At 59.2% G+C, this 15749-nt stretch carries 10 protein-coding genes; 2 read left to right on the top strand and 8 right to left on the bottom strand.

What is annotated here, in order from left to right; genetic code table 11:
• Positions 1–74: 74 nt before the first annotated feature.
• The 8 genes from ACZ9BB_RS05675 to ACZ9BB_RS05640 form a co-directional block, all read right to left on the bottom strand.
• Positions 75–1523, bottom strand: a complete 1449-nt coding sequence (locus tag ACZ9BB_RS05675; protein WP_476212899.1) for an aminotransferase-like domain-containing protein — start codon at positions 1521–1523, stop codon at positions 75–77.
• A 531-nt stretch (positions 1524–2054) separates the two neighbouring features.
• Positions 2055–2870 carry a YfaP family protein gene (locus ACZ9BB_RS05670; protein ID WP_476212898.1) on the bottom strand — a complete coding sequence of 272 codons (816 nt, stop codon included), beginning with the start codon at positions 2868–2870 and terminating at the stop codon, positions 2055–2057.
• A gap of 3 nt (positions 2871–2873) precedes the next feature.
• Positions 2874–4493, bottom strand: coding sequence for a DUF2300 domain-containing protein (locus ACZ9BB_RS05665; RefSeq protein WP_476212897.1), 1620 nt, complete (start codon positions 4491–4493; stop codon positions 2874–2876).
• Between the two features lies 1 nt (position 4494).
• A complete protein-coding gene (locus ACZ9BB_RS05660; protein ID WP_476212896.1) occupies positions 4495–9069 on the bottom strand; it encodes an alpha-2-macroglobulin family protein in 4575 nt (1524 codons plus the stop codon).
• Positions 9066–9704: a DUF1175 domain-containing protein gene (locus ACZ9BB_RS05655; protein ID WP_476212894.1), complete on the bottom strand. Its 639-nt coding sequence runs from the start codon at positions 9702–9704 to the stop codon at positions 9066–9068. The genes ACZ9BB_RS05660 and ACZ9BB_RS05655 overlap by 4 nt, the downstream gene beginning before the upstream one ends.
• A complete protein-coding gene (locus ACZ9BB_RS05650; protein ID WP_476212893.1) occupies positions 9701–11425 on the bottom strand; it encodes a DUF2138 domain-containing protein in 1725 nt (574 codons plus the stop codon). Before ACZ9BB_RS05650 ends, ACZ9BB_RS05655 begins: the two co-directional genes overlap by 4 nt.
• 35 nt (positions 11426–11460) lie before the next feature.
• Positions 11461–12252: a YfaP family protein gene (locus ACZ9BB_RS05645; protein WP_476212892.1), complete on the bottom strand. Its 792-nt coding sequence runs from the start codon at positions 12250–12252 to the stop codon at positions 11461–11463.
• A 55-nt stretch (positions 12253–12307) separates the two neighbouring features.
• Positions 12308–12544, bottom strand: coding sequence for a hypothetical protein (locus tag ACZ9BB_RS05640; RefSeq protein ID WP_476212891.1), 237 nt, complete (start codon positions 12542–12544; stop codon positions 12308–12310).
• A gap of 65 nt (positions 12545–12609) precedes the next feature.
• Here ACZ9BB_RS05640 and ACZ9BB_RS05635 point away from each other — a divergent pair, with 65 nt between their 5' ends.
• Positions 12610–13359 (top strand): SDR family oxidoreductase, encoded by a 750-nt coding sequence (locus ACZ9BB_RS05635; RefSeq protein WP_476212890.1) that lies wholly within the window; start codon positions 12610–12612, stop codon positions 13357–13359.
• Between the two features lie 1265 nt (positions 13360–14624).
• Positions 14625–15617: a hypothetical protein gene (locus ACZ9BB_RS05630; protein WP_476212889.1), complete on the top strand. Its 993-nt coding sequence runs from the start codon at positions 14625–14627 to the stop codon at positions 15615–15617.
• The last annotated feature ends 132 nt before the right edge of the window (positions 15618–15749 follow it).

Below are 15749 nucleotides of genomic sequence, written 5' to 3'. Positions count from 1 at the left end.
GATTCGCTCATTCAGACCTGGGAGAAGTGGCCACGCTGGTGGAGTATTTCAAAAGCTGGCTGATGGGCATCAGGCTAACCGGGCGCCTGATCCAGAACGCCGTGGTCGGTGACTCGCTGGGCAGTTTCGCTGCCAGTCTGAGCGTCGATGAAACGCTTGAACTGGATGTCATTGCAGTGGCTGACGTTCAGGCGGATGTACTGATCGTAATCGCGGGTGTTGCTGAACAGTGACCCTGGGGCCAGGAAGATGCGGGCGTCATGGGCCTGTTCAATCAGACGGCGAATATTCACGTGCGCGGGGAAACGAGCCCACAGAAACAAGCCATCCACGCCGGGTTCATCAAACACCACGCCCACCTTGCCCAGCCACTCCCGCGCCCGGACACGCTCCTGCATTACCCGCTGACGCAGAACATCCAAATGGTGCTGATAGCGCCCGGACTCCAGGGTGTAGGTCACGATGGTTTCATCCATGGATGAGCCGCACAACAAGTTGTACATCTTCTGCTCCACCAGACGCTCGACAAACGCGGGTGGTGCCGCCACATACCCAAGGCGCAGGGCAGGACTGAGCACCTTGCTGAAGCCGCTGATGTAAAAGGTGCGATTCAAACCATCCAGGCTCGCCAGCCGAAGGGTTTGCTTGGCCGACAACGAGCCGAAAATATCGTCTTCGACAATATGAAAATCATACTTCTCGGCCAGCGAAAGAATCTTGAACCCCTTGGCCGGGGAGGTATTGCCGCCAGTAGGATTGTGGATCAGGGTCTGGGTCAGAAACAGTTTTGGCCGGTATTTGATCAGCATGGCCTCCATGGCCTCCAGGTCCGGACCATCAGCCATTCGTGGCACGGTAATGATGTTGAAATCGCGCCCCTTGATCAGCTTCAACTGCAGCAACAGGTAGCTCGGATCCTCGACCAGCAGGTAATCACTGGGCTTGAGCATGACACTACGAATCAGCGAGAACGCATGGGTCGCCCCCACCGTCACCACTATCTGGTTGCTGGAGGCATTGATGTGAACCTCGCGCAACTTGCGTGCAATCACCGAACGCAACTGCTGACTCCCCGCGGCAGGCGCCGGGACGCTGCAAGACAGCGTGTTTCGAATCAACCGTCCGGTAACAGAAACGGGAACAGCGTCAGCCAGCCAGGACGGAGGAAAGTAGCCTGAACTGACGGGAATATCGTATTGGGAAGGGTCCAGCGCACGGTACAGAAATCCCCCATGCAGGCTGGATGGCGGGACCAACTCGTCCAGGTCCTTGAGGGCTCCCGCTGGATTGGTCGCGAGAACGAAGTAACCGGCCCCGGGTCTGGACTCGATGATGTGCTGCGCCACGAGGTCTTCGTAAGCGCTACTCACCGTAAAGTTACTGACGCCCAGTTGTTTGGAGAGCGCCCTGACCGACGGCAACCGACTGCCTTGAACCCACTGCAAAGATTCAATGCGCGCAACAATCGCATTTCGGATCTGGTCCACCAACAGCGTCTTGCTGCTGCGATCTATCTCGAACATCTCATTCCCTTAATGAAACCACCGCCATTTCTGAAAATGTGGCCTTCCTGATGCCTGGCAAAGAGCAGGCCGGTGATCGACAAGCCAACACCGATACTCGCGCGCGAAGTCTCCCCCTGGAGTTAGGTAGGCAAAGTTTACGCCAGCGCTCAAAAAATGCCTTGGCTATTCCATTGAGTAAAAACTCGGGGATGAGAATGGGTTTTCATGGAGTTTGAGGACATTGCGATCCAAAGGCTCAAGGTTGAAGCTGTTTGCCGCGGTATCGGTTGAGAATGATCAGGTTTTGGGTCCGGGGCAATGGTCTCAGCAGTGCTGCGACAATTGCGTCATGCCTGTATGTCTCGTAAAACTTGCGCATGCGAAAGAGGAAAGCCCCAGAGGACACTGCCCCTCTGGATAATCACCCCTCAACTGAAGCCAATATTGGTCAGCAGCCTGCTGACCAATTGTACTGGCCATATTCAAGCAATCGGGCAGCAAACCGCTGCCCAATTTAATTGCCCAACAACCCGCTGGACAATTACCCCCTCACGGATAACTAAACCCCTTGACCAACGTCAACTCCCCCACTGCCCGCATCGGCACCAGGAACGTTTCCATCTTCTCGTTCGGCGTCCCCTCCTCCGTAATCACCGTGATCTGCGCAGTGGTCAGGGGCTGAACAGCCTCTTCCTGCCCATCCTCATCACTGCGATACCCGCCACCGTAGTAGTTCACGTACACCAGGTATTGCCCCTTGATCGGCGCTGGCATGGCGAAGATTTCCGGGCCGTAGCCGGTGGTGACGTCGACGTCGAGTGCGCCGCCGTTGGCTGCGACACGATCGCCGTACCAGATGTGGCTACCGTCAGGCGTAACCAGGTGCAGGTCAAGGTCGGTGCCGTCGCTGTCCCAGCCCAGCAACACGCGCAACTTGGCCGGGGTGGCGCCGCCGCTGGCATTGAGGAACTGCGTGCGATGGCGCTGTTGGCCATCGGGGCTGCGCACTTCAACGCTGTTGCTGCCGTTGGGGAATGAGAACGGGCGGTCGAAGCGGCCGGCGGGGTCGATCTTCAGCGGCATGCTGACGCCGTTGACGATCAGCTTGCCGGGCTCATTGCCCTTGGGGGTGGATTTGATCTGCCCGGTAATGCGAGCGGTATTGGCCTGCCCCACCGGAGTGTTGACCGATGAGGCCGGGTAATTAACCGTCTGGCGAAAGTTTTCGCCTTCGCCTTCGGGCGCACCCGTGCGCCAGCCGCCGATGGGGGTGTCGATTTTGACGGCGTTATCGGCGGCGAATGTCGTTGGCCATACGCAAAAAGAACAAAGGAACAGCAAGACCTGTGGGTAACGGAATTTCATGACCTATTCCAGCAAGAGGTGGCGGGCGAGCCCTTCGATGTAGGTTTCATCCTGGCCGTTGGGGTGTGCTTCGAAGGCCAGGTGCAGGTATTCGTGAGTCAGGTCGAGGCGGTCTTGCAGCGACAGCACACCGCGCACGTAGATGCGCTGGCGCTCGCGGTCGACAAAAGGACGGCCGAAGGCCAGGCGGCAAACGGCGAAGGTGCTGACTTCGTTGTAGCCAACCTCGCTTTCGAGGCGTTGGTGCCAACCGCGACGCTGGTTTTGCAGCCAATCTTGCGCGGCGGGTAGCGCTTCGCAGGAGGCGACGGGATTGTCCCAGCGGCTGAGGCTGGCGCGTGGGTAAGCGTGCAGCAGGATGGCGTCGTAGCGTTGACCGGCATTGGCCTGTTCGACGGCTTGCTGCCAGGAGAGCTTGTCCGGCCCCGGTTGGTCGGAGTGATAGGTGACGTTGCTGCCGGCCAGGACCAGGTCGCTGGTCCACGCGGCGATGTTGCGTGATTCGGTCGCGGCCGGGCGTGGGGCGACGCGTTGTCGGCTGCTGCTGTCGTCGATGCTCAGGCAATCGCCGTTGCGGGTAGCGTTTTGCAGCAGATAGGTGCGAATGGCGATGGCCAAGGCTTTGGCGGCTTCGGCAGGCTCGGGCCTGGCTTCGCGCTGCAGGACGCGGGCGACGTACTCTTCGCGGTCCAGGCGGGCGACCAGTTTGTCTTTGAGCAAGAACAACTCGCCGTCGCTGTGGATATCGAGTTGATTGCCGTTGGCGAATTCGACGCGATAGTCGCCTTGCAAGGGGCCGGGCGCTAAAACGCGATCCCCCGACATCACGCGTTTCAGCGGATAACGCGCGAACAGGCCGACCTCGACGCACTTCCCCGCCTCGGCTGGCCATGACGAAGGCAGTACCGTCGCCAGCGCCTGACCATAGTTGCCCAAGACCATTTGACTGGTGCCCTGCCCACCGGCCCAGATCGGCGTGCCGTCCGCTGTCCAGCCTGCGAACCCGCCCTGGCGCGACGAAGGATCCTGATCCCCCAACCAGCTCCAGGTTTTCACCCGCAAACGGCCACCGAGTTCGCCCACGACATTGCCATCAGCGGCATTCAGCACCACATCGAGCAACACTCGCCGCGCCTGATCCTGCGCCGGCATCACGGCCAATACCTTCAACAACTCAGCCACCGAAACCCGGGTCTGCGGTTGCACCGACGGCAAGTCCAGCAACCATTCTGGCGCCTGACGCGCCTGCCAGTACGTCCGCCACTGTGCCCCCGCAATGCCCAGGCGCGCAGGGTCGAAATACAAGCCGCAGGACTTCACCAACGCCTGATCACGACCGATCGTGCCACCCGTGGTGCAGCAATAGACTTCTTCCTTCGATTGCCCGCGACACGCATAAGCCGGTTCACGCGCGCCGGTATCCACCAGCCAGCCGTAGACAAACAACTTCCACACACTGCCCAGCGGCGTCTGCAGATCAGCAGGCAATGGCTCACGCGCGATCACCTGAGTGCGGTTCAGCGAAAGCAGTTCACCTTCGAAACCCAGCCGCAACGGCTCGTCCTGCGCTGTCGCCAGCGCAGGGATCCAACACAACAGCCACCAGACCAAACGCCGGGTCATGTCAGTTGACCGTAACCTGGCCGAGCGCCTGCTTCTGTTCCTGAGCCTGGTTCTGCGGTGCGTAGACCTGAGTGAAACGCACCGGCGGCAGGTTGAACTGACCTTTTTGCGAGAAGCGCACCAGATGCCGCAGGCGCAATTCACCGCTCAAGGCATCCACCGGAACCGCATAAGCCATTTGCCCCGGTTCGAAACGCGCCTTCTCCAGCGCGGTCGGCTCGGTGCCGGCCTTGCCCATCAGCTTGATGCCCCACGTGGTGCGCTCGACATCGGCACCCGGCGGCAGCGGCACTTCGAGCATGCCGTAGCGCAGCGGTTTCGTGGCTTTGCTGGTGATGATCACTTCGTCCAGGTACAGGCTGTCGCTGGACAATGGCTTGGTCCCGACCGCTTCGAGTTTGAATTCGAACGCTTCGTCACCCGGCACCAGGCGCGACAGGCGACGGGTGATGGTCACGGCCATCGGGGTCACTGGCGGTTGCTGGGTCTGATAGCTCAGCGCGGCACGCAGCGGGCGTTCTTGCGTCCCGCTCAGCGACAACGTTGCAGGCACGGTTGCAGCGCCTTGCCATGTCCAATACATCTCACCGGTATCACCGTACTTTTTCTTCCAGCCTTCACCCGGTGCCAGTGCGATGGTGGGCGAGGCCTGTTCGATGCTGCGTTGCAGCCAGGTCAGCGCCAAGGCGCGTTCCAGAGTCGATTGCTGTGGCAACAGGCGTTGCAACAAGGCTTGAGCGTGAGCCTGATCGAAGGCTTGCAGCGACAGGTTCAACGCTTCGACAAACGGCTGGGAACTGGCGGCCACGTGTTGTTGCGCTGCGTCCAGTTGACGACTGAACGCCTCCGGCAGATTGACCTTGGCCTGACGCGCCATCGATGCGGTCAACAGCCGAGCGCTGGCCAGCCCCAATGCCGAATCCGGATCGTTCATGACGAGGCTCTCTTCGCCATCGTCCATCACGCTCGCCGCATTGCCTTCGCCGGCTTTCACCAGGTCGTCGATCAAACCGCTGAGCAGCGTGTTCACCGGCAATTGCATCTGTTTGGCAAACGACAGAATCAGCGCCCGCTGCAACAGTGGCGTGTTCTGCGACTGCTTGGCGTACACCTCCAGCACCCGCTGCCAATGCTCCGGCGGCAGGCTCAGCTCCAGCGCTTTGCTGGCGTGCCAGTCGGCGTAGTAGGCATACGCGGTGAGGAACGCATCCGGCTCACCGTCGTAGCCCCACCAGGTGAAACTCGCCGACGGCCCGGCCATTTGCACCAGCCGCAGACGGCTGTTCTGCATGATCAAGCGCAAGCGATCGCGAATCTGCGGGTTCGACGACAAGGTTGGATAAGCGATGCTCAACGGCAGCAAACGACTGGCGGTTTGTTCGACGCCGCCGTACGGATAGCTCAGCAGATCATCGAGGGCCGAACGGAACAGCGCTTGCGGACTGTCATCCAGACGCAGGCGAATATCCGTGGCATCTGCCGGCAAGGTCAGAGGCGTATCACCGCTGGCCGCATCCAGGCTTTGACTCTGAGTCACCTGCCAGCCTTCACCGGACGCGGTCAGGCGCACCGCCAAGGCATCAGCGGTTTTGCCGTCCTGCACCAGCTCGGCAGTCCACTCGCCATTGGCCAAGGTGAATGCTGGCAATGCGATGTAGTTGATGCCGTTGTTCAAGGTCACCGGCACACGTTGCTCGGCGCCCGCATAATGAATCACCAGCTCAGCCTTGACCGGTTTCTCGGCCTGGCTGAAAGCGAACACGCCGAGATCCGGTTTGTCGCCGTTGCGGAATTTGGTCGGCCCGCTCCACTTCAGGTACAGCGGTTTTTCCGAGCGCACGAATTGCTTCTTCTGCCCCACCTGGCCGTCATCGGCAATGGCGCGGGCGGTGATGCGCCAGCGCGTCAGCGAGTCCGGCATTTTGAAGGTGAAGCGGGTTTTGCCATTCGCATCGGTGATCAATTCAGGCTGCCACGCGGCGGTGTCGACGTCTTCGCGACGTGGTCGCTCCAGCACTTTCACCCCGCGCTCGCTGCGGTTGGCTTTGCCCGGCGCACCTGGGCTGCCCGGCAATGCCACGTCGTAGCTGATGAACGACAAACTGGCGCTGGTGCGCACGTTGTTGCGCCGTGGGTGGTAGAAGAACTGGTCGATGGTTGGCGCCACTTCCGGTTGCAGGGCGTAGACCATCTCGTCCACGACACTGACCGTCAGGTGCGCCGGAATCGGCTTGCCGGCGAACTGGGTAGCGAGATCGACAGTGACGGTATCCCCTGGTTGATACGCCTCTTTGTCGGTGGTGATCGCCACATCGATTTGCGGCGCGACAACCTTGATCCCGGCGTTCTGGAAGCTGTATTGGCCACCCTTGGTGTAGAGTACGGAGAAGGTCAGGTTCGGTGCGAAGCTGTCCTTCACCGGGATCCGCGCGCGGTACTGGGTTTCGCTGAGCTTTTCCATCTTCAGCCAGTCGCCGCCCTTGGACAGCAGCGCCGTGGCCTCGACCTTGTCGCGCTCAAGGGACAACAACGCATCGCTGATCGGCTCGGGGTACGTGATCAACGCGAGGGCTTCGTCGCCGGCCTTGTACTCGGGTTTATCGAGGACGATTTCCACGGTGCCGGGCACGGCTTTGACGCCATCGCCGGTGACCGAATGACCGGTTGCGCCAAGCACGCGGCCGTGATCATCTTTCAGCGTCAGGTTGTAAGTGCCCGGACGGTCGAAGGCCAGGGTGAAGCCTTTATCTTTGGCGGTGAGTTTACCTTCGCCAGTGGTTTGATCCTCCAGACGCACCCAGTTGTAGCTGCTCGGGTTGACCGCTTTGCTCTGCTCGCTGCCACCTTCGTTGGCATAGCTGAAGGCAACTTTGCCGCCCACCGCACTGAACCGCTGAGGCGCGCTCAAGCGGAAACTCGCAGCACCGCGATCAATGAGGATCTCCTTGGTGGTCTTGACCCGATACGCCGCGCCATCGCTGGCGAACACGGTGAGCATGTAGCGGCTCGGTTTCTCGGCGGCAGGCAAGTCAAGGCTGGCGTTGCCCTTGGCGTCGGTGGTCAGTTCGGCGCTGGTCAGCTCCACCGGGAATTGCCCGAGGTACTGCAGCTCGTTATCGACCATCGACAGTTGTTGGGCACGCAGGCTAAGGCTCAACTTGGCGTTGGCCACCGGTTTGCCGTCCGGGTACAACAGCACCAGACTGCCCTTCACCGGTTCGCCAGTGCGGTAATCCTGCTTGGCCAGGTTCAGGGAAATCTCGAAGTGCGGCTTGATGTATTCAGCGACGCGGAAAGCGCTGCTGTAGGCCTGGTCCTTGTAGCTGAAACGCAGCTCATAGCCGCCAGCCACGGCGTTGTCCGGCAACTGGAAACGGCCCTGAGTACCGGCCTTGGAATCAAGTTTCAGCGCCAACGATTGCAGCGCCGTCCCCGTAGCATCGAGGACGGTCACATTGACGTCGGCAGCAGTCGGTGCCACGGAATCCCGCGCATTCTTGAACTCGCGACCGACGATTTTCAGCGACACCCAATCCCCCGGCCGATACAGCGGCCGGTCGGTGAACGCATAGAGTTTGGTGTCGTAGATTTCGCTGTCGTAATAGAAGTTCTCGGAGACGAACACCCCGCCCTCTTCGTCCTCGCCGATCACGAACGAACGCTCGGGGCTGACGTGTTTCAGACGCAGCAAACCATCGGTGTCGGTTGCGCCGCTGCTCATCACGCCCAAGCCGTCGGTCCACAGTACATTCACTTTTGGCACCGAACTGCCTTCATGTTTGCGTGCGGCCCACACCAGCAATTCATCGCCAGCAATCTTGCTCACGGCCACGGTGTTGGAGACGAAAACCATGGTGGTCGCGCGGTATTTGCCGACCAGCGCTTCCACCAGGTACAGCCCTGGTTTCAGGTTGCCCAACGGGATGTAAACATTGCCCGGCGCAACGCTGACGAACTCACTGGAAGAGCCCGCCAGGTTCACCCCTGTAGGCGGCTGGATCGGTTTGGCCTGCCACAGCGGATAACGGAATTGGCTGACCACCGGCAGGCCCGGAATCAACGCGAATTGTGGCTGTGCGTCGTAAGGCGTTGGCGCGGCGATGGCGGTGCCCATCTTCAGTTCCGGCACTTCCTCGGTGACTTGTTTACGCGATTCGTAGGAAAACGCCCGCTGCATCACCCGACGGGATTTGCGGTACCAGTTGTCCCACAGGTACGCGAGGGTGTTCGACAGGCCTTCGCCCTTGAACTGGCCGTCACTGACCACGCGGTGCAGGTTCTTCTGGCGCTTGAGGAAATCCAGCGGCTTGTCGATGCGATACACGCGGATGTCCGCGCCGCCGTAAGGCTCCATGCGGAACCGGCGGTAGTCACGGCCCGGCGCTTCGAGGCGAACCATCGCCTGTTCGTCGCTGGCGAAACTGCTGTCGGCCAGCAGAAAAAAGCTTTCACCGGCCACCGGCGTATAGCCACTTGGCTCGACAGTGTCTTCGGCGTTGACCGTGGCTAAAGGCGCCAGAAGGGCCAGCAGCAGTGGAATTCGAGAGCAAATGCGCAGCATGCGGGCACCGGTCATTGGGAGAGAAAGTTCAGTCGATAGACGCCGATGAAGTTGGGGTTGGCTGCGTCGGGTATCCATCGGGTGTCCTTCCATGTCATGAGTTGTTGCAGGCTTGCGGAGCGCATGCCGTTGTCAGTGGGGGTGGTAGTGCCGGTGTGATAGGCGATGAAGCGGCCCATCCAGATCATCAGGTGCTGGTCGTCGCCCTGATCGAAAAACATCAAGTCACCGGGTCGGGCCTGGGCCAGGTCGCGCCCCACCAGATGACTGTTGAACTGAATCAATTTGATCGCATTGACGTAAGGCCCGACCTTGCCGCCGCCCTGCTGCCATTGCTGGGCGAGGCCGCGTTGGGCGTCGCTCAGTTGCGGTTCCGGCGGCAGGTAGCGATTGGACAAGCCATTGCTGCGCAGCCATTTATCGTCATGGACTTTCAGCGCTTCGTTGGCGGCAAACCGCACCAGCCCGGCGCAGTCCTGCTGATACCAGCGTGGGCTCGGGCCTTGGGTCAGTTGTTCCTGGGCGATGCGCACGAACCAGGCGCGGAATATCTGGGATTGCTGCGGATCGAGCGCGGCGGCTTCGCTGGCGAACGTGCGAGTCCCCAGCAGCAACGCCAGCAGGCCGAGGCCTCGGATGAGTGCTGTCACAGGGCTTTCCACTCCAGCGGCAGCCACTGCCAGTGGCCGTCGGGCTCGCTGCCTTTGGGCAAGGTCAGGGCATATTTGCCATAGCCGCCGAGGGTGCGCAGTTTCGGGATCAGGTAGGTTTGCGCGGCGTTGTAGAACACCGGCTCCATGTCTTGCGGCAGGCTGTCGAGGGTTTCCTGCTGCATCAGTTGCGCCATGGAATCCGGGCCGAAATAGATCGGCATCAGCAGGTCTTTCGGCACGATGTCAGCCATGGGCGGGAAGCGTTTGTCGAGGGTGCCGAGGGCTTTGTCGACCAGTTTGTCGTCCAGGGAAAACAACAGCGTCGAACCGTGACGCGCAAGGCTGACGCGCATAAAGGCTTTGCCGGTGATCGCGTCGGGTTGCTCGGCATCCTTGGCCTTGTAGGGACCGAAGTTGGAGCTGACCTGGCGCTGCCACTGGTGGGTCTGGCCTTCCTGTTTCTCGACCACCGCAAACGCGTGCTCGGCGACGTTGCCTTCGTAGGCGCCGACCATCGAGCCGAACAAGTTGCCCAGGTCGCCGTCGAGTTTGGCGCTGTCATCGTCGTTCAGGCTGGCCACCAGTAGCGGCGTGTACAGCCGCGAATCGGCATACCAGCACAGACCGGCGGCACCGGCCATGTGTTCGGTCAGGGCTTGGGCCACGGCGTCGTCGGCGCCGAGTTTCACCAGCAGCGGTTTCTGTTGTTCGGCGGCCAGCGGCAAGGTTACGCAGGCGCTGGCGCCCATCGGCATGGCTTGCCAGATCGGTTTGAAATCGAAGTCTGGCTGGTTTTCCAGTTCGTCCATGGCCAGGAAGCTGTGCCAGCCCTTGTCGTCCATGTCGAAACGCAGGCCGGCGAAGTTCGGGATGAAGCGCTGGTAACCCATGGCCAGAACGCTGGAGTTGACCGAGAGACGTTGCTTCACTTCAGGCGCGCGGGGTTGCAGGCCGAAGGCTTCGGGGAACAGTTTCTGACCGCCGAGCAGTGCTTCCAGCGATTCAGTCGAGACCATGCCGGGTTCGTCGACTAGACCGTGGCCGGTGTCATAAAGCTTGGCCGGATTGGACAGCACCACCAGTTTGTCGCCATGGGAGGCGAACAGCAGCGCTTTGCTGTTGTTGTAGGTGAGTTGATAAAGCGGCACCACATCGCCGGCGACCTTGATTTCAGCCAGCTTGCTCAGCTGCGTATCCTCCAGCGCCACTTTCGCCAGTGGCTCCAGCACCTTGGCCAGCCCGCCGCGATCCATCACCAACAGGAAATCCTTGAGACGCCCATCCGCCCCACGCCACAGCGCCACGTCCGCCGGTTGATCGAAGAGCTGCTCGATCAGGCTGTCCTGCAACTTCAGGTCATGCTCGTAAATGATCCGTCGCAGACTGCCGATCAAACCGAGACGATCGGCGTGGGCTTCGTAATAGAAGACGAAATCTTCGGTCAGGGTTTCCTTGAGAAACGGCACCGCCAGCAGATCCTTGGGCAGTTGGCTCAGGGAATGGGTTTCGAGCAAACCATCTGGCCGGCTCATGCCCAGTTTGTCACTGGCCAATGCTGCCGGCGGGGCCTTGGGCTTGTGCATGAACCACCCCAATCCGCCCGCCACGCCGGCCACCAGGCATAGCCCGATCACCACTGCCGGCCAGCGACGGGACGCGTTGGCCACAGGTGCAGCAGCGGCCGGGGAAGCGGCCGGTAAAATAGTGTTATCACTCATGTTCACAAACCCAATTCATCCGTGGTGCGGGATGTTTAATAGTTGAAAGTCTTGACCAGTAGCAGGTCGCCGATCGCCCGCAAGGGAACGATGAACGTCTCGCGTTTTTCGTCGACGGTGTTTTCGTTGAGCACCAGGTTGATCTGCGAGGTGATCACCTCGTTCTGGTTGCTGGTCTCATCGAAGTTATAGCCGCCGCTGCCGAAGTTGCCCCAATAGTTCACGTAAACCAGATAGGTGCCATGCATTGGCGCGGTCATGGTGAACATTTCCGGGCCGGGACCATCGACCCCGTCCGGGTCCAGCCCACCGCCGTTGCTCATCGCCGGGCGTGCCCAGAACGCATGCTGGCCGTCGGGGGTAATAATGTGCAGGTCGAGTTCGGCCTTGGGATCGTCCCAACCCAACACCACACGAATTCGTGCCGGTGTACGCAGGTTGTTGGCTTCGTAGAATTGAACGCGCTTGAGCGACTTGCCCTCGGAACTGCGCACTTCGACGCTGTTGGACCCGGCGCCGAACGCATACGGCCGGGCAAAACGCCCTTGGTCGTCGGTGTACAGATTCAGGGGATTACCGTTGACCGCCAGGCTGTGGGGCGGACGTAGCGTGCCGATGGCCTTGAGCTGGCCTTCGATCATCGTGCGATTGCGCTGCACGCCGCGGTCGATGGGCGGCGTGGGATAGGCGACGCGAGGGTTTTCACTGCGGTCCAGCAGGCCGGAATAACGCCAGCCGCCCACCGGTTCCGACAACTCGGCCGAGGGCTCGGCCCACGCCACCTGAGCGCAGACCAACGTAATCAGCAGTGAAAGAACACAACGCATGTAACGCCTCCTGCCATGCATAACGAAGCCTTGCGCCCAATCCTCGGCGCGTTATTTATCTTACTGCTGGATACTGAAAAGCCGTTTGAGTCGCCTCAAGCACACCGTCATGTTTCAAAACATGACGGGATGTAAAGGCTGGCAATATAACATTCCCGCCAGTCTGTTTTTCCGGTCTTTTTGTGCGCATCTCTGCATTTTTTTCAGATAACCCGAACAGCATCTGATCGAACCACCTATCGGACAACACGAAGCAGTCCCATTGCGGGTCTTTAATGGTTGCAGGATTCAACGTCAGCCCCTCGATCTGTCCACCAACACGACACTCGGGACTGACATCCCATCGGGAGACTCGTCATGAAAATCGTCGTCATGGGCGGTACCGGGCTGATCGGCAAACACCTGTGCAAAAACCTGCAAGACCTGGGGCATGAAACCCTGGCCGCATCACCTAGCACCGGCGTCAACGCCCTCACCGGCGAAGGACTGCAAACCGCCTTGCAAGGCGCCGACGTGGTGGTCGACGTGGCCAACTCGCCCTCCTTCGAAGACGCTGCCGTGCTCGAATTCTTCGAAACCTGCGGGCGCAACCTGCTCGCCGCCGAGAAGGCCGCCGGCGTCAAACACCATGTCGCCCTGTCGGTGGTGGGCACCGAGCGCATGCTCGACAGCGGTTACTTCCGGGCGAAAATGGCCCAGGAAACACTCATCAAGGACTCAGGCATCCCCTACACAATCCTGCGGGCCACGCAGTTTTTCGAGTTCATCGGGGCCATTTCGCACTCGGGCGTCCAGGAAGGCGACACCGTGCGCTTGACCTCCGCCGAGCTACAACCGATTGCCGCGGTCGATGTCGCGACGGCATTGGCAAAGGTCGCCGTGCAAGCACCGAGTAATCAGACCCTGGAAGTGGCCGGCCCAGAGCGCTGGCCGCTGGTGGAATTCGTGCGCTTGTTCTTGCAGAACACCAACGATCCGCGTCAGGCCCAAGCGGACGACACAGTCCCCTACTTCGGTGCGCCAATCGATGACCATTCGCTCACGCCGGGAGAACACCCCATCATCGGGCCGACGCGCTTCGAAACCTGGCTCAAGAGCAGCGCTTGATACTCAAATGGGTAATTGCACAGACTTGCCCACCCATTTGCATTCGACCTGACCAGTCATTTGCATCGGAATTGACCATCACGCTTCGTGACCATGACCGGCAGAGAACGACCCATTATAGATAGTCCGAGTGTTCGACCGTCTAAAGTCGGTAGCTGTCGCATCACCGGGTTGGCTTATGTGACGATGGCACAAGGAAGCACTGCTATCTTGTGGGCTCTACACGTCGTTAAGTTGCACATGTCTGCGAGGAGGTTGATTAGGGGGCGGCACCGACCCAGTAGAGGGGCACGGGGAGAAGGAATACTAAGGGAAGCCGCTGGCGCCTTCAGCACCTTGCGTTGTTACCATGAATGCCCCATAGCTTTTGTTGCATCTCGTGATGCGCTCAGCATTCGTTGGTTGGAAGCTGAATGTTGCTCTTTGTAAGCCAGCGAACGCCGTAATCGTCAGCCGCTGTACCGAAAGTCCACGAAAGCCGGTTTAGCAATTCATGCTCGGTCGCGGGCTCAATAGCCTCAAGTACATCAACGGACACGATAGTGATTTCAGGATAGGGGGCCGCAGCGCGCACTAGAAACCCCACCCTGGTATTTGGGTCCCAAGCGGCGGCGAAGGGCACTACGAGCTGACCGGCCACCGAATATTTCTGTTTGGGATACGCCGACTTCCCCGTACAGGCGGCATATGCCCCCTTATCGTTGAAGAGCGCGTTGTGCAAATTCTCAAAGCGATTTGGGGACCTGTGTCGACGCCAGGAAGGGCAGTCAGGTTGTCGTGCTAACTGAAGCATCCCAAATTCGACGGTCACGTTCGCATGCAGCGTTCTAATTAAGCTGTCCCACATTCTTCATCGCTCGTTACGTCAGGATCGTGGTGGCGACTCAACAAGTGTGCCGACCGTAAACTAGCTTTATCCAGCTCCCGTCTAGCTTAGCCTAGATGCTAGGGGTAAGAGGCTTGGGGCCCGAGTTTACTTTGTACTACTGGCGAAAGCGCGAAACACCTCTGATTGCGAATTGAGCCCAGCATGGCCGGATCGGCGCTCCTGCCTCCAAGCTGTGTGAAAACGTCTTGGGACAGGTTCAACAGTTAAAACCAGAACGAAAATCTCGTTATGACCCAAAGCGGTCGGTGACCGCGTCTAGAATATCGATGGGCGGTGAGTGAGACATGAAACCTCGGCAATGCGGCTCGTCGCTGGCTACAATTCCAACGATCTATAAAGTAATGTCCAGCTGATATCTCTCATGCAGGAAGCGGCGATGAAGTATCTAACGAGGCTTTGTTACAACACGGACAACTGGAAGAAGCCCTCGGGCGTAGCGCCGGCCAAAGAGGTCAAAAGCTCCTATACAAGCAAATTCGGGTTCGGCCATGAGGAATGGCTGTTCAGAGATGATTGGGTCGTTGATGGTTGGCGTTACGCTTTCGTGCAAGGCGTTAACAAAAGCCGCAATCGATTACTCAAGGGCACGCAACCATTCGATCTGCACCTCTTCAGCATTGAGCCAAAAGCAAAACGCCGGTACGTGGGTGAAATTCGAGAAGTGGAATGCCTTACCGACCGTCAAGCGCAAGATGCGCTCGCATTGTTCCAAAGAAATGGCTGGTTTCAAGAGATGTGTGAAGAGATTGTCCAGCTTGGTCGTAATCCTGAGAACTTGGGGCATGACGAGTATGCCCCGTACGTATTTAACATCCGATTTCGGCTGGATAACGTCACGCTTTACGACGCTGATGAGTACTCGAAACCCGACGATCCAATTATAGAGCGATGCAAGCGCTATCAGCTCTATTCTATGGTTGTCGAGGGTGACCAAACGCTTGGGGGGCGGCGGAAACCATATGGCAAGGACTGGATCACCATCCCCAAGATCAAGCCCACTACTAGGACGGTGACTTATCAGCGCACAGCTGAGCATGCAAGGATGCAGAAGAAACTACTCGAGCAGCTGAAGAAAGATTATCCAGACGACATCGTACTTGCAGAACGTGAATACATCGATATAACTGTCGAGACCCAGGATGCGCTCATCCTCTATGAGATTAAGTCAGATCTGTTGCCTCGCACCGTCCTGCGGCAAGCTATCGGGCAGTTGCTCGAATACGCCTACCATACTCAGGTGCGCAAAAAAACGATCAGTTTAGTTGCGGTGGGACGAGAGCCTTTATACGGTGACGATGCGGAGTATTTAGATTTACTGCAGAGCAAGTTTGTCTTGCCGTTGAGCTATCTGTGCGTACCTTTGGACTAAGTAACATACGGAGGCTTTTGGCCGATTTTCTGCCCATCGCGACAGGCAGAAATCGGCCAGAAGTGGTCATTGCGGATATGCGCCTCACATTTTGTGATCGCTGAAGTTTGGCCAAACAATGGCAGTAAAGCG

It is taken from the genome of Pseudomonas sp. TE3552, from assembly GCF_056278945.1.
The sequence above is the reverse complement of the archived record's forward strand: the minus strand, read 5'-3'. Positions and strand labels throughout refer to the sequence as shown.

Coding starts and splice junctions, on each gene's coding strand:
- ACZ9BB_RS05675 (WP_476212899.1), bottom strand. CDS start 1,523: ATGTTCGAGATAGATCGCAGCAGCAAGACGCTGTTGGTGGACCAGATC.
- ACZ9BB_RS05670 (WP_476212898.1), bottom strand. CDS start 2,870: ATGAAATTCCGTTACCCACAGGTCTTGCTGTTCCTTTGTTCTTTTTGC.
- ACZ9BB_RS05665 (WP_476212897.1), bottom strand. CDS start 4,493: ATGACCCGGCGTTTGGTCTGGTGGCTGTTGTGTTGGATCCCTGCGCTG.
- ACZ9BB_RS05660 (WP_476212896.1), bottom strand. CDS start 9,069: ATGACCGGTGCCCGCATGCTGCGCATTTGCTCTCGAATTCCACTGCTG.
- ACZ9BB_RS05650 (WP_476212893.1), bottom strand. CDS start 11,425: ATGAGTGATAACACTATTTTACCGGCCGCTTCCCCGGCCGCTGCTGCA.
- ACZ9BB_RS05645 (WP_476212892.1), bottom strand. CDS start 12,252: ATGCGTTGTGTTCTTTCACTGCTGATTACGTTGGTCTGCGCTCAGGTG.
- ACZ9BB_RS05635 (WP_476212890.1), top strand. CDS start 12,610: ATGAAAATCGTCGTCATGGGCGGTACCGGGCTGATCGGCAAACACCTG.
- ACZ9BB_RS05630 (WP_476212889.1), top strand. CDS start 14,625: ATGAAGTATCTAACGAGGCTTTGTTACAACACGGACAACTGGAAGAAG.